Below are 17,149 nucleotides of genomic sequence, written 5' to 3' on the forward strand. Positions count from 1 at the left end.
CTCGGTTAGCCTGATCGGATGGAGACGACCGCCACCCTCTACGACTGGGCCGCCGGCGCGCTCGTCGTCCGCGACGACTGCGAGGTAGCGGAGACCGAGCTCCTCGCTGCGGACTCGTTCCTGGTCTCCTCGGGCCGGGCCCTGGCGCTCGGCCTGCACCGCACGCGCTTCGCGGAGACCGCCCGGGAGCAGGGATTCCGCGACGAGGCCGAACTGGCCGCGTTCTGGGACGCCGGTGTCGCGCTGCTGCCCGGTGCCTCGCTGAAGCCGGAGGACGACCGCTGGTTCCCGCGCTTCGAGCTCGTGCGCGTGCGGGACGCTCTGCGCCTCCGCTTCCGGCTGCGCACGGCCCCGCCACTGGGCACCGACCTGGTGGTGGCGACCGCGGGGACGGACCCGCGGCGCACGCCGCACCTCAAAGGCCCGGACATCGACCGGCTGAACGCGCTGCGGCAGGGCGCGCAGCGCGTCGGCGCCCAGGAGGCCGTCATCCTCGACGGCGGCCGCGTCTCGGACGGCGCCACCACGGCGCTGCTGTGGTGGCGCGGCGACACGCTGTGCGCCCCGCCGTTCGAGCTGCCGCGCGTGGACAGCGTCGCGGCGCGGACGGTGCGCGGGATCGCTGCTGCCCTCGGCGTGCCCGTCGAGGAGGAGACGGCGCGGCCGTCGGAGCTGGACGGTGTGGTGCTGTGGGCGGTCAACGCGCTGCACGGGATCCGGGACGTGACGGTGTGGGTGGACGGGCCGGCGCTGGGACACGACCCGGCGCGGACCGCGGCGTGGCGGTCGCGGTTCGGCGCGCTCGCGCGGCCGATCCGCTGACGCGCGATCAAGGGACGAGCTTGCCTGCCCGCATCCTGAGCCGCCGCGTCACCAGCGCGTCCGGGATCGGCGTGTGCGAGATCAGCAGCACCGTGCGGCCGTCGGCGGCGGCCGTCGTGAGGATGTCGCGCACGATCCGGTCCGCGACCGCCGCGTCCACGTTCGCTGTCGGCTCGTCGACGACCAGCACCGGGAACCCTGCGAGCAGCGCCCGTGCCAGCGCGATCCGCTGGGCCTGGCCTCCCGAGACCAGGGCCCCCCGCTCGCCGACCGGGCTGCCCAGGCCGCCCCGGTCGCGCGCCCACTCCGCGAGGCCGACCCGCTCCAGCACGGCGAGCAGTTCCTCGTCCGTCGCGGTGTCGTGCGCGAACAGCAGGTTCTGGCGGAGGTCGGAGTCGAACAGGTAGGGCCGCTGCTCGACCAGTCCGACGACGCGCCGCACGTCGTCCTGACGCACGTCGCGCACGTCGACGCCGTCGATCGTGTACGACCCGTCGAGGTCGAGGAATCGTGTCAACATATGGGCGAGAGCGGTCTTGCCCGCGCCGGTGGGGCCGGTCAGCACCACGCGCTCCCCCGCGGCCAGGTGCAGGCGCACGTCTCGGAGCACCGGGTCCTCCTCGCCCGGCCAGCGGGCCGAGCGGAGCCGCAGGTCGAGGTCGGGCACCCGGGTCACGGTGAGCGCCGCCGCATCGGCCGCGTCCACCGGCACCCCCGCGGGGACCTCCTCGGACACCGTGACCGCGATCCGCTCCGCGCTCGCGCGCACGCGCCGCCACGCCCCGAACGCCAACGGGAGCGTACCGAAGACCTCGAACACCGCCAGCGGGAGCAGCGCTACGACCGCGAGCGTCGGGGCGTCCACGTGGCCGCCCTCCAGTGCCGGGATGCCGGTCGCGAGGGCCAGGACCGTGGCGATGCCCGCCAGCAGCGACACCGCGCCGGCCGTCAGCCCGAGCCCTGCCGCGCGCGTTCGCACCGCCGCGGTGAGCCGGGCGCTCGCGGTCCGCACCCGTTCGCGTGCCTGCGGCAGCGCGTCGAACGCGATCAGGAGGTCGAGCCCGGTCACCAGTTCGTGCAGCGCCGACGCGAGCGCGGCCCGCAGCGGCGCGATCCGCCGCTCCGCCGCGCCGGCCGCCCAGCGGTTGACGAGCGTGCCGACGACGAAGGCAGCAGCCAGCGTCAGCAACAGCACGACCCCCGCGGCCGGCAGCAGGAGGAACGCGGCGACCGAGCTCGCGACGACGACCACCCCGCCGGACACCAGCGGCTGGACGACGCGGAGCGCGAAGTCCGGCAGTTCGTCCACGTCGTCGGCCAGGCGGGAGAGCAGCTCGCCGCCGTGGGCGCGATCGTCCCGGCGGTCGCCGGCCCCCACGCCGTCCGGGCTGAGCGCTACCAGACGTGCGAAGAGGTCAGCGCGGATGTCGCCGAGCCGGCGGAAGGCCGCATCGTGCCCGGCGAGCCGTTCCAGGTAGCGGAAGAAGGCGCGGCCGAGCGCGAACGCCCGCACGCCCACCACCGCCATGGAGATGTAGATCAGCGCGGGCTGCTCGGCGGCGCGCGTGATCAGCCACGCCGAGACGCCGAGCAGGGCGACCGCGCTGCCTCCGCTCAGTGCGCCGAGGGCGATGGCCGCCCAGAGCCGGCGCGCGGGCGGCAGGGCGAGCCGGAGGATGCGGCGCGTCCGCGCCCGGTCGGTCGTCGCGGGGCCGCCCTCGGCCCGGACCTCGCTAGCGACGGACATCGGTCAGCACCCCCGGTTCCAGCACGTCGTCGGCGGCCGCGACGACCGCCTCCCGGTGGCTGACCACCAGCACCGCCGTCCCCGCGTCCGCGAGGGCGCGCAGCGACGCCAGCAGCTCGCGCTCCGTGTCGGCGTCGAGGGCGGAGGTCGGCTCGTCCAGGATGAGCACCCGGCACGACCGCGCGCGCAGCCGGTACAGCGCCCGCGCGACGGCGACACGCTGCGCCTGCCCGCCCGACAGGCCGGCGCCGCCGGGACCGACCGGGAGGCCGGGGTTCAGTTCCGGTGCGGCCGCCGCGCGCAACGACTCCACGACGAGGGCGGGGTCGGGTGCGGGGTCGCCGAGCGCCACGTTCTCGGAGATCGTCCCTGCGCGCAGCCCCGGACGCTGACCGGCCCAGGCGATCGCGTCGCGCCGGCCTCCCGTGTCGGTGCGTCCGCCCGCGGCGATCGTCCCGGTGTGGGCGGCGAATCCGAGCGCCGCGGCGACCAGGCTCGACTTGCCCGCCCCGCTCGGCGCGCTCAGCACCGCGAGGGTGCCTGGCAGCACCACTGCCGTGAACGGCCCGACGACGGCGCGTCCGTCGTAGGTCACGGTGACCTCCGAGAACGCCAGGCCGGCGTCAGCGGAATGCCCGGGCACCTCCGGCACGACGTCCTGGGCGGCGTCCAGCACCTCGAACGCCTTCGCGGCGGCCTCCATGCCCTCGGTCGCCGCGTGGTAACTCGCGCCGACGTTCCGCAGCGGCAGGAACGCCTCGGGCGCCAGCAGCAGCACGAACAGCCCCACCGAGAGGTCGAGCGAGCCGCCGAGCAGGCGCAGCCCGATCGCCACGGCGATGAGCGCCACCGACAGGCTGGCGGCCAGTTCGAGCACGAAGCCGGAGAGGAACGACATGCGCAGGACCTTCATCGTCCGCGCCCGGTACTCCTCGCTCACCTGCCGGATGCGGGCCTCCTGCCGGTGCTGGCGCCCGAAGACGGTGAGCGTCGGGAGCCCGGCGACCACGTCGAGGAAACCGCGCGACAGCGTCGACAGCGCCGCCCACTGCTTGTTCTGGGCCGTCTGCGTGGCCCAGCCGACGAGCACCATGAACACCGGGATGAGCGGGAGGGTGAGGACCAGGATGATGCCGCTGGTCAGGTCCTGCCAGCCGATCACGACCACGAGCAGCGGCATCGCCACCGCCGTGCCGATGAGCTGCGGCAGGTACTTGGCGAAGTAGCCGTCGAGCGCGTCCATCCCGCGCCCGGCGACCAGGGTCAGGTCGGTGCTGCTGCGGCCCGCGAGCCCCTGCGGGCCGAGCCGGGCGAAGGCGTCGACGAGCTGCTCCCGCAGCTGCGCGACGACCGTCGCCCCGCCGCGCGCCGACACGGCCTCCGCCAGCCAGAGGAGCACGCCGCGCAGCAGCACGACGAGCACCAGCCCAGCGAAGAGTGCGCTCAGCTCGGCGAACGGCGCACCGGCGATCGCCCGCACCACCAGCCGCGTGACCAGCCAGGCGAACGCGACCACGGCCACGGTCTGCAGCACCGTGACGAGCGCACCCGTCGCGAGGGTGACGCGGGTCGCGGCCGCGTAGCGGAGGAGGCGGGGATCGAGCGGGCGCACGTCAGGCGGCCACGGGTTCCGGGTCGGCGGGCTCCGCCGGCTCCGCGGGGATGTGCGCCCGGGTGACCCGCTTGCGGAACACCCAGTACGTGAACGCCTGGTAGGCCAGGATCAGCGGCAGGAAGATCACCGCGACCCAGGTCATGATCGACAGGGTGGTGTCGGTGCTCGACGCGTTGGCGATGGTCAGGCTGTTCTGCGGGTTCGGCACCGACGGCATCACGTTCGGGAACAGCGCCACGAACAGCGACACCACCGCCAGCGCGATCGTCACGGCCATGAACCCGAACGACCAGCCCTCGGCTCCGCGCAGGTTCAGGATCCACGACAGTACGAGGGCGACCGCGGCCAGAGCCGCGATCACGAGCAGCGCGACCGAGAAGTGCGCGACAACGGTCCAGGTCAGGAAGGCCGCCGCCACCACGATGGTGAGGACGCCGGAGCGCGCCGCCAGCTTCCGCGCCCGCACCCGGATCTCGCCGTCGGTCTTGAGCGACACGAAGACGACGCCGTGGGTGAAGAACAGCAGCAGCGTGGTGAGGCCGCCGAGCAGGGCGTAACCGTTCAGCAGGTCGAACAGCGTGCCCGTGTAGTTGAAGCCGCGGTCGAGCGCGACCCCCTGGACGATGTTCGCGAAGGCCACGCCCCAGAGCAGCGCCGGCACGGCCGACCCGACGATGATCATCCCGTCGAACCACTTCTTCCAGCGCGACTCCGGCCGCTGGTGCCGGTACTCGAACGAGACGCCGCGCAGGATGAGCGCGATCAGGATGAGCAGCAGCGCCAGGTAGAAGCCGCTGAACAGGGTCGCGTACCACTCCGGGAACGCCGCGAAGAGGGCGGCGCCGCCGACGATCAGCCAGGTCTCGTTGAGATCCCAGACCGGGCCGATGGTGTTGATGAGCACGCGGCGGTCGGTCTCGTCCCTGCCGAGGAACGGCAGCGACATCCCGACGCCGAAGTCGAACCCGTCGAGCACGAAGTAGCCGATGAAGAAGAAGGCGATGATGCCGAACCAGAGGACTGCGAGATCCATGTCGATGCTCCTAGTAGACCGTGGCGACCGGGACGTGCCTGCCCTCCTCGTCGAGGTGCTCCTCGACGGGGGCCGGTCCCTTCTGGGCCGCGCGTTTGATGAGCTTGAACTCGACGACGGCGAGCGTGCCGTAGACCGCGGTGAAGGCGATCAGCGAGATGAGGACGTCGAGCCCCGTCGTGCCGGGCGAGACGCCGTCCTGCGTCTTCATGAGGCTGAACACGAGCCAGGGCTGCCGGCCCATCTCGGTGAAGATCCAGCCGACGATCATCGCCAGCAGCGACAGCGGCATCGCCCAGATCGCGACCTTCCACATCCACGCCCAGGGTGGGGTGCGGCCCTTGCGGGTGAACCAGAGGCCGACGACGGCGACCAGGACGTGCAGGAGGCCGAGGCCGATCATCCAGCGGAACGCCCAGTAGGTGACCCAGATGATCGGGGTGTAGTCGCCGGGGCCGAAGAGCTCCTGGTAGTGGGCGTTGAGGTCGTTGATGCCCTCGACGGTCCCGTTGAGGGTGTGCGTCGACAGGAACGACAGCAGGTACGGGATGCGGATCGAGAACAGCTCGTGGACGCCGTCCGGTGTGCCCAGGGTGAAGATCGAGAACGAGGCGTCCGCTCCCGTCGAGGTCTTGTAGAGCGCCTCGGCCGCAGCCATCTTCATCGGCTGGGTCTGCACCATGGCGAGGCCGAGCTGGTCGCCGCTGACGACGCTGCCGAGGCCGGCGACGACCATCATCCAGAGCCCGAACCTGAGCGCGGGGCGCATGGTCTCCAGGTTGCGGCTGCGCGAGAGGTGCCAGGCGGCGACCGAGATGATGAGGCCGGCCGAGACCATGAAGCAGCCGAAGATCGTGTGCGGGAACGCCGCCAGCGCGACCTTGTTCGTCAGCACCGCCCAGAGGTCGGTGAGCTCGGCCCGGCCGCGCGCGTGGTTCAGCGTGTAGCCGACCGGGTTCTGCATGAAGGCGTTGGCCGCGAGGATGAAGTACGCCGACAGGATGGAGCCGACCGCGGTGATCCAGATGCACGCGAGGTGGATGCCGCGCGGCAGCTTGTCCCAGCCGAAGATCCAGAGCCCGATGAAGGTGGCCTCCAGGAAGAACGCCAGGAGGCCCTCCAGGGCGAGCGGCGCACCGAATATGTCGCCGACGAAGCGGGAGTAGTTCGACCAGTTCATGCCGAACTGGAACTCCTGCACGATGCCGGTGACCACGCCCATCGCGAAGTTGATCAGGAAGAGCTTGCCGAAGAAGTGCGTGAGCTGGAGGTAGTGCGCCTTGCCGCTGCGGTACCAGGCGGTCTGGAAGATCGCGACGACCGTGACGAGTCCGATGGTGAGGGGAACGAAGAGGAAGTGGTAAATCGTCGTCAGTCCGAACTGCCAGCGCGCCAGCAGCAGCGGATCGAGGATCTCGTTCACGTAGCCCACCCTTCCCGGTCGTTGTTCTACAGCTTGTAGAAGACTACTTCTACAGAGTGTAGAACATTCACAGCCTCGCCGCGCTACTCTGGATCCGTGGCGAATCTCGGAGAACTCGAACGGGCGGTGATGGACGCCCTCTGGTCGGGCGACGCCCCGATCACCGCCAACGAACTGCGCGACAAGCTAGCGGCGAGCCGCGACGGCGGCAAGACCCCGGCGCTCACCACCGTGCTCACCGTGCTCTCGCGCCTGGAGCAGAAGGGCTTCGTCGACCGGGACCGGGACGCGCGCCCGCACCTCTACTTCGCCAGCCTCAGCCGCGCCAACCACGTCGCCGACCTGATGCGCGAAGTGCTGGAGACCTCCACCGACCGCACCGAGGCCCTCGCCTACTTCGTCGGCTCGGTCGACGAGTCCGAGGCGGCGATGCTGCGTCGGCTGCTCGACGCTCGCAGCTGACCGGGATGCCCGTCGACTCGACCGCCGTCCTCCTCGGCGTCCTGGCGGTCGCCCTCGCCTGGCCGGTGCCGCTGCTGCTCGCGCGCGCGAAGTTGCCGCCGGCCGCGCCCGGCCTCGCGCTGGCGCTCTGGCAGTCGATCGCGCTCGCGGGCGGCATCTCGATGATCGGCTCGCTGCTGCTCGCCGGGCTCGAGCCGTTCGGCGACGACCTGGCGAGCCGGATCTCCGGCGCGGCCGCCACGCTGTTCACCGGCCCCCTCCCCGCCGGCGTCTCGCTACTGCACACGTTCTTCCTCAGCGCCGCGGTGCTGCTCACCGCCCACCTGCTGCTGAACCTCGCACTCACCTCGGTCCGCAGCCGCCGGCAGCGCCACCGGCACATGGAGCTGCTCCGGCTGCTGAGCTCGCCACTGCCCGACGCGCCCGCCACCCGGGTCATCGACCATCCCGCGCCCGCCGCCTACTGCCTCCCGGGCGCCCGCAGCGTCACGGTGCTGTCCGAGGGGATGATCGAGCTGCTCACCCCCGAGCAGCTGGAGGCCGTCATCGCCCACGAGCGCGCCCACCTGCGCCAGAAGCACCACCTGCTGCTCGACGCCTTCCGGTCGTGGAAGCGCGCGCTGCCGTGGTTCCCGATCGCGACGCGCGCACAGGACGCGGTCGCGCTCCTGGTGGAGATGCTCGCCGACGACACCGCCCGCCGGGCGTCGGGCGACGCGGTGCTGGCCGACGCCATCCGCATCGTGGACTCCACCGGCTCCGCGGGCGCCGCCCTCGGCGCACCGAAGGACCCGCGCACGCCGGAGCAGCGCCGGTCGGCCCTGCTGGCGCGCGAGGAGCGGCTCACCTCCGGCCGCTGCACGGTCGGGCCGGGGTTGCGGCTCCTGGTGGTGGTCGCCGCCGCCCTGCTCGTGGTGGTGCCGCCGGTGCTCGTGCTGACCAGCTGACGGCCGTCCCGCTGACGACCCGCCCAGCCGCCGCCCGCTAGCCTGGAACCATGCCGGAGAAGCGGGGATACGCCAAGGGAATCGCCAAACGCGAGGAGATCCTCGCGCGCGCCCTGGAGGTGTTCGCCGAGAAGGGCTACCGCAAGGCGTCGCTGCGCGAGATCGCGGAGTCCGTCGGGCTCAGCCAAGCCGGCCTCCTGCACCACTTCTCGTCGAAGGAGGAGCTGTTCGCGGAGGTGCTGCGCAAGCGCGACGAGGTCGACTCGGCGGGCGGCGGGCTCGGCACGGACTGGACGGAGCCGTTCGGCGGTCTGGTCGGCATCGTGCGGCACAACGCCGAGGTGCCGGGTCTCGTCCAGCTCTACGCGACCATCTCCGCGGAGGCGGCCGACCCCGACCACCCCGGTCACGACTACTTCGTGTCGCGCTACGACCAGATCGTCGCGGGCCTGGAGGGCTACATCCGCTCGGAGCAGGCGGCCGGCCGGGTGCGCGACGGGGCCGATCCGCGCACGCTCGCGCGGCTCGCCGTGGCGGTCGCCGACGGCATGCAGGTGCAGTGGCTGCTCGACCCGTCCGCCGACATGGCCGACGCGATCGAGGCCTACTGGTCGCTGATCCGGATCCCGGCGGCCACGTGAACGACGCGCTCACCTGGATCCTGGACCTCGTCCAGTCGGTCGACCCCGTGCTCCGCACGCTGCTGGCGGGGGTCGCGATCCTGCTGGAGACGTCCATCCTCATCGGGTTGATCGTGCCGGGCGACACGGTCGTCCTGGTCGCGTCGACCGGCGTCGCGAGCCCCGGTCGAGTACGCGGCGCTGGTCGCAGTGGTCGTCGTCGGCGCGCTGTGCGGCGAGTCGCTGGGCTTCGCGCTCGGCCGCTACTTCGGCCCGCGGATCCGGGCGAGCCGCCTCGGAGTGCGGCTCGGACAGCGGAACTTCGACCGCGCCGAGAACTACCTCGCCACCCGTGGCGGCGTTGCGGTGTTCCTCTCCCGCTTCCTGCCGGTGCTGCACTCGCTCATCCCGCTCACCGTGGGGATGAGCCCGATGCGCTACCGCACGTTCATGGCGTGGACGGCGCCGGCCTGCGTGATCTGGGCCTTCGCATACGTCAGCGTCGGCTCGCTCGCGGCGGGGAGCTACCGCGAGCTGTCGCGGGAGCTGCACTGGGCCGGCTACGCGTTCGTCGCCGTGATCGCCGTGTTCATCGTCGCGGTGGTGGTGGTCAAGAAGGTGCTCAACAAGCGGGAGTCCGCACACATGGATGCGGCGGCCCGGTCGCCCGAGCCGCCGCACGCGGAGTCCTGAGGAGGTCGCCCTCCCCATCGGAGCGCTATCCCTTGATCGGGTGCTCCTGGAGCCACTTCTTCGCCACAGCGTCGGGCTGGGTCTTGCTGTCGCCCTGGTTCTCGCTGTTCATGGTGATCAGGTCGTCCGTGGTCAGCTCGGCCGAGACCTTGTCGAGCACCGACTTGACCTTGTCCGAGGCCTTCTTGGTGTTGATCAGTGGCAGGATGTTCTGCGCGGCGATCAGGTTCTTCGGGTCCTTCAGCACGACGAACCCGTTGTCCTTGATGGCCGGGGTGGTCGTGTAGATGTCGGCCAGCTGCACGTCGCCGTTCTTGAGGGCGGCGACGGTGAGCGGTCCGCCCGAGTCGCTGATCGGCTTGAGCGTCGCCGTCACCCCGTACGCCGACTTGAGGCCCGGGATGCCGTACGGCCGGGTGCCGAACTCGGGGTTCGCGCCCACGGTCAGCGGCACGGTGACCTTCTTGAGGTCCTCCAGGCTGGTGACGCCGTACTTGTCCGAGAACTCCTTGGTGACGTTGTAGGCGTCGGCGTCCTGCGCCTTGGCCTGGTCGAGCACCTCGAAGCCCTTGGGCAGCGCGTCGTTGAGCGCGGCGTAGACGTCCTCGCTCGACGAGGCGGTGCTGTTCTTGTCGTAGAACTGCAGCAGGTTGCCGGAGTACTCCGGGATCAGGTCGATCGAGCCGTCCTGCAGCGCCTTCAGGTAGACGTCGCGCTGGCCGATGCTCGGCTTGTAGGCGACCTTGACGCCGTTGGCGGCCAGGGCCTGGCCGTAGATCTGCATCAGGATCTCGGACTCGCCGAAGGCGGCGGAGCCGATGGTCACGGTGTCGCCCGACGAGGAGCCGCCGCTGCTGCTGGTGCTGAATGCGCCGCCGCCGCCGGACGAGCACGCGCTGAGGGCGAGAAGCGCCCCCGCGGCGAGCACACCGGCCGCGATGCGGCCCTTCTTGGATCCGAACATGTGATTCTCTCTCTTCTGTGTGCGATGGGTCTTGGTGAGTCAGTGGGTCAGTGGGTCTGTGGGTCAGTGGGTCCCGGGGTTCAGAGGGTCTGCCGCCCGGGCACGGTGATGCCGAAGGCGCGCGTGGGCTCCTTCGCCTCCTCGGCGCCGACCTTGCCTGCGACGACGCCGCGCGGGACGACCAGCTTCTGCGTGAGCGCGAAGAGCCCGTCCGACACGAGCGCCAGCAGCACGACGATGATCGAGCCGCCGAGCATCTCGGGATAGTTCTGCACGGCCAGGCCGTCGAACAGGAACCGGCCGAGCCCGCCCACCGGCAGGATGGCCGCCACGGTCCAGGTCGCGATCACCTGGAGGGCGCCGGAGCGCAGGCCGCCGATCACCAGCGGCAGCGAGAGCGGCAGCTCCACCTTCGCGAAGATCTGCCACTCGGTCATCCCGACCGCGCGGGCGGCGTCGATCGTGCTGCGGTTCACCGACTCCAGCCCGGAGTACGCGCCCGCGAGGAGCGGCGGGATCGCGAGGATGGTCAGCGCGATCAGCGGGGGCACGATCGAGATGTTCGCCATGATGAGCGCGAGGTAGACCACGAGGCCCAGCGTCGGCAGCGCTCGCAGGGCGCCGGAGACGCCGATCGCGAGGCCGCGCAGCCGGCCGGTGTGGCCGATCAGGAAGCCGATCGGCAGCGCGATCGCGCCGGCCAGCAGGAGGGTCAGCAGCGTGTAGACGATGTGCTCGCCGGTTCGCGCCGGGATGCCGCCCGGCCCTGCCCAGTTGACGGGGTCGAAGAGCCAGCCGAAGGCCGCCACGAAATCGGTCATGCGCCGGTCACCGCCTTCATCGTCGCGGACCGGCGAATCCGCCGGGTGCTCGAGTCGAGGCGCGACCAGGGCAGCAGGAGCCGGCCGAGAAGCACCAGCACCAGATCGAAGACGAGCGCCACGACCATGATCAGGATGATGCCGACCGCGACCTCCTCGGGGTAGGACCGATTGAGCCCGTCCGTGAACAGCTGGCCGAGGTTCGGCACGCCCAGCAGCGCCCCGACGCTCACCAGGCTGACGGTCGAGACGGAGACGACCCGGAGTCCGGCGAGCAGCACGGGTCCGGCGAGCGGCAGCTCGACGGTCCAGAACCGCCGCCAGCTCGAGAAGCCGATCGCCGTCGCCGACTGGACGACGTCACCCGGCACCGACGCGAGCGCGTCCGCGGTCGTGCGCACGAGCAGCGCCACGGCGTAGATGCTCAGGGCGACCACCACGTTGACCGGATCGAGGATCTTGGTGCCGATCAGCGCCGGCATCGCGAAGAAGAGCGGCAGCGACGGGATCGCGTACAGGATGCCGCCGATCGTCAGCAGCACCGGCCGGCTCACCTTGTAGCGGTTGGCCACCCAGCCGATCGGCAGCGACACCGCGAACCCGACCACGATCGGGATGGCGCTCAGCCACACGTGGGAGATGGTGAGGGCCCAGACCTGACCGAGGTTGGACAGCAGGAAGTTCACTGCGGAAGCCGTGGAGGGGCGCCACCCTGCGTTACGGCGTCCGCACCACCCGCGACGGACACCGTCGCGGCCTTTGAATCTTCGGATGGGAGGCGCTCGTCGCTGAGGACGCCCGCTGGGCGCCCCTCGCTGTCGACGAGCACGGAACCGGTCTCGGTCCGTTCGATGTGCAGGGCGCGCTTGCCCCGGTCGGCGCCCACGAACGACGCCACGAAGTCGTCGGCCGGGCGCGAGAGGATCTCGGCGGGGGTGCCCTTCTGCGCGACGATCCCGCCCTTGCGGAAGATCACCACCTGATCCCCCAGCCGGAACGCCTCGTCGATGTCGTGGGTCACGAACAACACCGTCTTGCCGAGCTCGCGCTGCAGCCGCAGCAGCTCGTTCTGGAGGTCGTCGCGCACGATCGGGTCGACGGCTCCGAACGGCTCGTCCATCAGCAGGATGTTCGGGTCGACCGCGAGACCGCGGGCCACACCGACGCGCTGCTGCTGGCCTCCCGAGAGCTGGCTCGGGTACTTGTCGGCGAGCGAACGCTCCAGCCCGACCGTGTCCATGAGCTCGAGCGCGCGCTCGTGGGCGGCCTTCTTCTTCACGCCGGTGAGCAGCGGCACGGTGGCGATGTTGTCGACCACCTTGCGGTGCGGCAGCAGCCCGGAGTTCTGCATGACGTAGCCGATGCGCCTGCGCAGGTGCACGGGCTTCAGGCTCTGCACGTCCTCGCCGTCGATGGCGACGGTTCCGCTCGTCGGGTCGACCATGCGGTTCACCATGCGCAGGATCGTGGTCTTGCCGCTGCCGGACGAACCGACCAGCACGGTGATCTTGCGGGATGGGATCACCAACGAGAAGTCGTCGACCGCGACCGTCCCGTCGGGGAAGCGCTTCGTCACCGAGCTGAACTCGATCATCGGTCCTCAGCTCTCGGTCGGCGGTGCGGGGTGGTCACGGTGTGCAGAGCCATCGAACCCACCCAAACAGCGTTTCGATCCCAATGCAATCGCGTGTTACGCAGTTGCAACGGATTGAGTCTGTTTGTGGCGGCGAGCCCAGGCACCATGAGACAACCCTGTCCCATACCCCCGACATTCCCGAAGAGCCTCAGCTCTTCGGGTCGTACCGTCGCTCCAGGTACTCGCGGGCGACGACGCGCGCCTCGTCGATGTAGCGGGGGTCGCCCATCGGGTCGTCCAGGAAGGCCCGGTTGATCAGGCCATCCATGATCTCCACGACGATCTCCAGCCGGAACGCCAGGTCTTCGCCCGCAGGCAGGCCGTACTCCTCGGACAGGATCGCCGCGAACTGCGACGCGAACGACACGGTCCGCTCCGGCTCCTCCTCGCCCGGCAGGCCGGAGCGCTCGGCGTCGGTGAACCGGATGATCCGGAAGCCCGGCTCGGTGCGGAACATGGCGACGAAGGCGTCGATCGCGCACTCCACGGCGTTCCACCAGTGCTCAGGGCTCTCGGCGTGGATGGCGGCGACCACCGAATGGCGGTAGCGCAGCACCGCGCGGTCGCGCAGCGCCTGGAGCAGGACGATGCGGTCGGGGAAATACCGGTAGACGGTTCCGATGGACGCGCCGGCACGTTCGGCGACCATGGCGGTCGTCAGCCGGTCGAATCCGATCTCGTCCACCACCTCCGCGGCGGCGTCGAGGAGGGCGTCGATCCGGGCGGCGCTGCGCTCCTGGATCGGCTCCGTCCGCACGAGCGGCGCTCCGGCGGTGTTCTGTCCGGCGACCAGATCGTTGATGGGCACGAGGGCGACTCCTTTTTCCGTTTTCCACGATACGCGTGCGGGTCCCCAGCCCGGCGACGGTCCTCCCGTCGCGATAATCGGATCATATTGTGGAAATCTCACCTTTGCTGGGGAAATTCCTCCGACACACCGAAGAATCCTCACCCCAGATCTGGGGACTGGGTCCGAGCCGCCCCGTGCGCCATGAGAAACTGGTAACTCTATGACTGCAACCCCAGCCAAGCGCAGCGCGGGCGTCGAACCGATCATGCACCGCGCAGCGCGTGTCGAGGACGCGTTCCACGAGTTCCGCGCCCGCCGTGCGCGGAAGCGCGGCTTCCTGGCGACCGTCGTGCCGTACACCGGCTACGGCTCGCCGACCTGGGTGCGCATCCTCGGCCGGGTCGTGCTGGCGAAGGAGCCGCGGCCGGGCAGCCGCGCCGAGCGCAAGCACCGCAAGCGCGAGGAGTCCATCCGCGGCTGGCGCTCGTTCGTCAGCGTGCCGGTCGGCGACGTCACCGTCACGGTGGAGGTCGACGGCGCGCACCACGAGGTGCGCCCGGATCGCGGCGGCGTCATCGACACGGTCCTGCCGGTGCAGCTGACGCCCGGCTGGCACACCGTCCGGCTGACGACCCCGGAGTCCGCCCGGGTGTTCGAGGCGCCGGTCTACATCGTGGATCCCAAGGCCACCTTCGGAATCATCTCCGACGTGGATGACACGGTCATGGTGACGGCGCTCCCCCGGCCCCTTCTCGCCGCCTGGAACACGTTCGTCCTGGACGAGCACGCCCGCGTGCCGACGCCCGGGATGTCCGTGCTGCTCGAACGGCTCGCCAGCGCGAACCCCGGCGCCCCGGTCGTCTACCTCTCCACGGGCGCCTGGAACGTCGCACCCACTCTCACCCGCTTCCTCTCGCGCAACCTCTTCCCCGCCGGGCCGCTGCTGCTCACAGACTGGGGTCCGACCCACGACCGGTTCTTCCGGTCCGGCCGCGAGCACAAACGCACCAGCCTCGCCCGGCTGGCCGAGGAGTTCCCCGGGCTGAAGTGGCTGCTCATCGGCGACGACGGACAGCACGACGAGGCGCTCTACGGCGAGTTCTCCACGGCGCACCCCGGCAACGTGGCGGGCGTCGCCATCCGGCAGCTCTCCAGCGGGGAGGCCGTCCTGGCCGGCGGCCGCTCGAAGGCCGAGAAGCACAGCGAGCTCTCCGGCGCCCCGTGGGTCTACGCGCCGGACGGCGCCGGACTGAGCGACCAGCTCAAGGAGCTCGGGCTCCTGCCCTGAACCACCGACGGGCCCCGGCCGGCGCCCTCTGCCGTGTCGGAGGCGTGCGCCAGACTGGGTTCCATGACCTCCCGCGCCGACCTGCTGCGCCTGCGCCGCCTCGCCCACGCGATCGACGGAGACCGCGAGGCCTCCCCCGCCGACGTCGCGCGCCGGATGCTCGCCGTGCAGGCCCAGGACTTCGGCGCCGGCTCGTGGGCGCTCGGGGTGCGGACGCACGCCGCCACCCGCGCCGACGTGCTCGCCGACCTCGACGCCGGCCGGATCGTCCGGTCCTGGCCCATGCGCGGCACCCTCCACTTCGTCCCGCCGGAGGACCTCCGCTGGATGCTCGGCGTCACCACCGGCCGGATGGTCGCCGGCCTCACCTCCCGCCACAAGCAGCTCGAGCTCGAGACGCCCGACTTCGTCCGCGCGCGCGACGTGGTCACGGAGGCCCTCGCCGGCGGCGGCCGCATCGGCCGGTCCGAGCTGATGGAGCTGTGGGAGAGCAAGGGCATCGCCACCGCCGGCCAGCGCGGGTACCACCTCATCTACTTCCTGGCGCAGACCGGCGTGGTCTGCTGGGGGCCGACGCTGCGCACGCAGCAGGCGCTGGTGCTCCTGGACGAGTGGGCGCCGGAGTCGCGCCGGCTCGAACCGGACGAAGCACTGGGCGAGTTCCTGCTCCGCTACCTGCACGGTCACGGCCCCGCCACGATCAAGGACTTCGTCTGGTGGACGAAGGGCACGATGGCGGGGGCGAGGACGGCGCGGGCGGTCCTCGGCGACGCGCTCACGACGCTGGAGGTCGACGGCGTCGAGTACCTGGTCACCGCGGAGCTGGCCGACCGCGCCGCCGGACTCGTCGAGTCGCGGCGGGAGCGGGAGGCCGTCCAGCTGCTCCCTGCGTTCGACGAGTACCTGCTCGGCTACCAGCGGCGCGGCCTCGCGCTCGACGACGAGCACTTCGAGCGGATCGTGCCGGGCGGCAACGGCGTCTTCCAGCCGATCCTCGTCGTGCGAGGGCGCGTGGTGGGAACCTGGCGCCGCGCGAACGGGCGGGCGGCGGGTGACCGCGGAGTGGACATCGAGTCGTTCGCGCCGCTCACCGCCGGCCAGGAGCGGGCGGCCACGCGCGCCGCCGCGGCCTACCGGCGCTTCGCGGCCTGAGCCGCCGGCCGGGCACCCGGCTACGCTGGACACGTGCGTTCGTCGTTCCGGGTTCCCCTCTCCCTCCCCGCGAACATCCGGGCCACGACGAGGATCCCGTTCCTGCAGGTCGCCAAGACCGCCATCGCGATGATCATCTCGTGGGGCGTCGCGGTGCTGATCTTCCCCGGTGAGCTCCCCGTGTTCGCGACCATCGCCGCCCTGCTCGTCGTGCAGCCGAGCGTCAACCAGTCCGTCGGGCGCGCGATCGAGCGCTCGCTCGGCGTCATCCTCGGCGTCGTCATCGCCTACATCGTCGGTCTGGTGTTCGGGGCGAACACCTGGATCGTGCTGCTCGCGATCGTCGCCTCCCTGATCATCGCGTGGGCGCTCAAGCTCACCCCCGGCACGGCGAACCAGATCCCGATCAGCGTGATGCTCGTGCTGTCGCTCGGTGCGACGAACTCGGAGTACGCGGTCGCCCGCATCGTGGAGACCGTGATCGGCGCGGCGATCGGCGTCATCGTCAACATCCTGGTCGTCCCGCCGGTGCTCACCGCACCGGCGCGCACGGCCGTGCTCGACCTCGGCCGCGAGATCGCGGCGACGCTCGACCGGCTCGCCGTCGCGCTCACCAGCCGGCCGACCCCGGGCGAGCGCGACGCCCTCCTGATCGAGGCGCGCCTGCTGCGCCCGATGGAGAAGAAGGCCGAGGGCGCGCTCACCGCCGCCGACGAGAGCCTCACCCTCAATCCGCGGCAATCCAGGCACCGCGTCGTGCTGGAGCACGATCAGCAGTTGTTCGCCCGGCTCCGGCCGCTGATCACCCGGTCGCTCGGGATGACGAGGGCGTTCCACGACCACTACGACGACAGCCTCGCCGACGAGCCGACCATCGCCGCCATCGCGGACGAGCTGGAGCGCGCCGCGCACGACCTGCGGCTGCTGTCGCGCGATCCCGACGCGCCGGCGACCGAGCGCGGCACCGGCACCGCGGGCATCCCGGTGCTCACGGCTCCGCTCGCCATCGGCACGCCGAACCCGCGGCACTGGGTGCTGATCGGCTCGCTCATGGAGGACCTGCGCCGCATCCACGCGGAGATCACCGGAGACGACGACGCCGCCTGAATCGCGGTGCGGTCAGGCGGCGTCGTCTC

16 protein-coding genes and 1 pseudogene are annotated in these 17,149 nt (G+C 71.3%); 8 read left to right on the plus strand and 9 right to left on the minus strand.

All coding sequences use genetic code 11. From position 1 onward, the window contains the following. Nucleotides 1-18 precede the first annotated feature (18 nt). The gene (locus AC3A3H_RS14375) at nucleotides 19-822 is read left to right on the plus strand and encodes an aminotransferase class IV (RefSeq protein WP_487615226.1); all 804 of its coding nucleotides are present in this window, start codon (nucleotides 19-21) and stop codon (nucleotides 820-822) included. Nucleotides 823-829: 7 nt separating this feature from the next. On the opposite strand, the gene cydC is transcribed toward AC3A3H_RS14375, so the two are convergent. Genes cydC through AC3A3H_RS14395 form a run of 4 tightly spaced genes read right to left on the minus strand, consistent with a single transcriptional unit; the run spans nucleotide 830 to nucleotide 6,640 of the window. Next, on the minus strand, nucleotides 830-2,569 hold the full coding sequence (gene cydC / locus AC3A3H_RS14380; protein WP_487615227.1) for a thiol reductant ABC exporter subunit CydC: 1,740 nt from the start codon (nucleotides 2,567-2,569) through the stop codon (nucleotides 830-832). Next, nucleotides 2,556-4,181: a thiol reductant ABC exporter subunit CydD gene (gene cydD / locus AC3A3H_RS14385; protein WP_487615228.1), complete on the minus strand. Its 1,626-nt coding sequence runs from the start codon at nucleotides 4,179-4,181 to the stop codon at nucleotides 2,556-2,558. The genes cydC and cydD overlap by 14 nt, the downstream gene beginning before the upstream one ends. 1 nt (nucleotide 4,182) lies before the next feature. Further along, nucleotides 4,183-5,217 (minus strand): cytochrome d ubiquinol oxidase subunit II, encoded by a 1,035-nt coding sequence (cydB, locus tag AC3A3H_RS14390; RefSeq protein ID WP_487615229.1) that lies wholly within the window; start codon nucleotides 5,215-5,217, stop codon nucleotides 4,183-4,185. Between the two features lie 10 nt (nucleotides 5,218-5,227). Then, nucleotides 5,228-6,640, minus strand: coding sequence for a cytochrome ubiquinol oxidase subunit I (locus tag AC3A3H_RS14395; RefSeq protein WP_487615230.1), 1,413 nt, complete (start codon nucleotides 6,638-6,640; stop codon nucleotides 5,228-5,230). A 96-nt stretch (nucleotides 6,641-6,736) separates the two neighbouring features. On the opposite strand from AC3A3H_RS14395, the gene AC3A3H_RS14400 reads away from it, so the two are divergent. The 4 genes and pseudogenes from AC3A3H_RS14400 to AC3A3H_RS14415 all read left to right on the plus strand — a co-directional run bounded on the left by AC3A3H_RS14400 (nucleotide 6,737) and on the right by AC3A3H_RS14415 (nucleotide 9,362). Continuing rightward, nucleotides 6,737-7,102, plus strand: a complete 366-nt coding sequence (locus tag AC3A3H_RS14400; protein ID WP_487615231.1) for a BlaI/MecI/CopY family transcriptional regulator — start codon at nucleotides 6,737-6,739, stop codon at nucleotides 7,100-7,102. A gap of 5 nt (nucleotides 7,103-7,107) precedes the next feature. Continuing rightward, entirely contained in the window at nucleotides 7,108-8,049 is a 942-nt protein-coding gene (locus tag AC3A3H_RS14405; RefSeq protein WP_487615232.1) for a M56 family metallopeptidase, read from the plus strand. Nucleotides 8,050-8,099: 50 nt separating this feature from the next. Beyond that, nucleotides 8,100-8,690 (plus strand): TetR/AcrR family transcriptional regulator, encoded by a 591-nt coding sequence (locus tag AC3A3H_RS14410; protein WP_487615233.1) that lies wholly within the window; start codon nucleotides 8,100-8,102, stop codon nucleotides 8,688-8,690. Then, nucleotides 8,687-9,362, plus strand: a pseudogene (locus AC3A3H_RS14415) (DedA family protein). Before AC3A3H_RS14410 ends, AC3A3H_RS14415 begins: the two are co-directional and overlap by 4 nt. 25 nt (nucleotides 9,363-9,387) lie before the next feature. Here the strand turns inward: AC3A3H_RS14415 and AC3A3H_RS14420 are convergent. The 5 genes from AC3A3H_RS14420 to AC3A3H_RS14440 form a co-directional block, all read right to left on the minus strand. Then, nucleotides 9,388-10,326: an ABC transporter substrate-binding protein gene (locus tag AC3A3H_RS14420; RefSeq protein WP_487615234.1), complete on the minus strand. Its 939-nt coding sequence runs from the start codon at nucleotides 10,324-10,326 to the stop codon at nucleotides 9,388-9,390. Nucleotides 10,327-10,406: 80 nt separating this feature from the next. Beyond that, complete coding sequence (locus AC3A3H_RS14425; protein ID WP_487615235.1) at nucleotides 10,407-11,147, minus strand: ABC transporter permease; 741 nt, start codon at nucleotides 11,145-11,147, stop codon at nucleotides 10,407-10,409. After that, nucleotides 11,144-11,833, minus strand: coding sequence for an ABC transporter permease (locus tag AC3A3H_RS14430; protein WP_487615236.1), 690 nt, complete (start codon nucleotides 11,831-11,833; stop codon nucleotides 11,144-11,146). Before AC3A3H_RS14430 ends, AC3A3H_RS14425 begins: the two co-directional genes overlap by 4 nt. Then, the gene (locus tag AC3A3H_RS14435; RefSeq protein ID WP_487615237.1) at nucleotides 11,830-12,741 is read right to left on the minus strand and encodes an ABC transporter ATP-binding protein; all 912 of its coding nucleotides are present in this window, start codon (nucleotides 12,739-12,741) and stop codon (nucleotides 11,830-11,832) included. The genes AC3A3H_RS14430 and AC3A3H_RS14435 overlap by 4 nt, the downstream gene beginning before the upstream one ends. A 190-nt stretch (nucleotides 12,742-12,931) precedes the next feature. Beyond that, a complete protein-coding gene (locus AC3A3H_RS14440; protein WP_487615238.1) occupies nucleotides 12,932-13,591 on the minus strand; it encodes a TetR/AcrR family transcriptional regulator in 660 nt (219 codons plus the stop codon). Between the two features lie 202 nt (nucleotides 13,592-13,793). Between AC3A3H_RS14440 and AC3A3H_RS14445 the strand changes: the two genes are divergently transcribed. The 3 genes from AC3A3H_RS14445 to AC3A3H_RS14455 all read left to right on the plus strand — a co-directional run bounded on the left by AC3A3H_RS14445 (nucleotide 13,794) and on the right by AC3A3H_RS14455 (nucleotide 17,120). After that, on the plus strand, nucleotides 13,794-14,861 hold the full coding sequence (locus AC3A3H_RS14445; protein ID WP_487615239.1) for an App1 family protein phosphatidate phosphatase: 1,068 nt from the start codon (nucleotides 13,794-13,796) through the stop codon (nucleotides 14,859-14,861). Between the two features lie 63 nt (nucleotides 14,862-14,924). Continuing rightward, complete coding sequence (locus tag AC3A3H_RS14450; protein WP_487615240.1) at nucleotides 14,925-16,013, plus strand: winged helix DNA-binding domain-containing protein; 1,089 nt, start codon at nucleotides 14,925-14,927, stop codon at nucleotides 16,011-16,013. 33 nt (nucleotides 16,014-16,046) lie between these two features. Beyond that, nucleotides 16,047-17,120 (plus strand): FUSC family protein, encoded by a 1,074-nt coding sequence (locus tag AC3A3H_RS14455; protein ID WP_487615241.1) that lies wholly within the window; start codon nucleotides 16,047-16,049, stop codon nucleotides 17,118-17,120. The last annotated feature ends 29 nt before the right edge of the window (nucleotides 17,121-17,149 follow it).

The sequence above is a fragment of the Leifsonia sp. Soil_N53 genome, from assembly GCF_057655165.1.

Coding starts and splice junctions, on each gene's coding strand:
- AC3A3H_RS14375 (WP_487615226.1), top strand. CDS start 19: ATGGAGACGACCGCCACCCTCTACGACTGGGCCGCCGGCGCGCTCGTC.
- cydC (WP_487615227.1), bottom strand. CDS start 2,569: ATGTCCGTCGCTAGCGAGGTCCGGGCCGAGGGCGGCCCCGCGACGACC.
- cydB (WP_487615229.1), bottom strand. CDS start 5,217: ATGGATCTCGCAGTCCTCTGGTTCGGCATCATCGCCTTCTTCTTCATC.
- AC3A3H_RS14405 (WP_487615232.1), top strand. CDS start 7,108: ATGCCCGTCGACTCGACCGCCGTCCTCCTCGGCGTCCTGGCGGTCGCC.
- AC3A3H_RS14410 (WP_487615233.1), top strand. CDS start 8,100: ATGCCGGAGAAGCGGGGATACGCCAAGGGAATCGCCAAACGCGAGGAG.
- AC3A3H_RS14420 (WP_487615234.1), bottom strand. CDS start 10,326: ATGTTCGGATCCAAGAAGGGCCGCATCGCGGCCGGTGTGCTCGCCGCG.
- AC3A3H_RS14425 (WP_487615235.1), bottom strand. CDS start 11,147: ATGACCGATTTCGTGGCGGCCTTCGGCTGGCTCTTCGACCCCGTCAAC.
- AC3A3H_RS14435 (WP_487615237.1), bottom strand. CDS start 12,741: ATGATCGAGTTCAGCTCGGTGACGAAGCGCTTCCCCGACGGGACGGTC.
- AC3A3H_RS14445 (WP_487615239.1), top strand. CDS start 13,794: ATGACTGCAACCCCAGCCAAGCGCAGCGCGGGCGTCGAACCGATCATG.
- AC3A3H_RS14450 (WP_487615240.1), top strand. CDS start 14,925: ATGACCTCCCGCGCCGACCTGCTGCGCCTGCGCCGCCTCGCCCACGCG.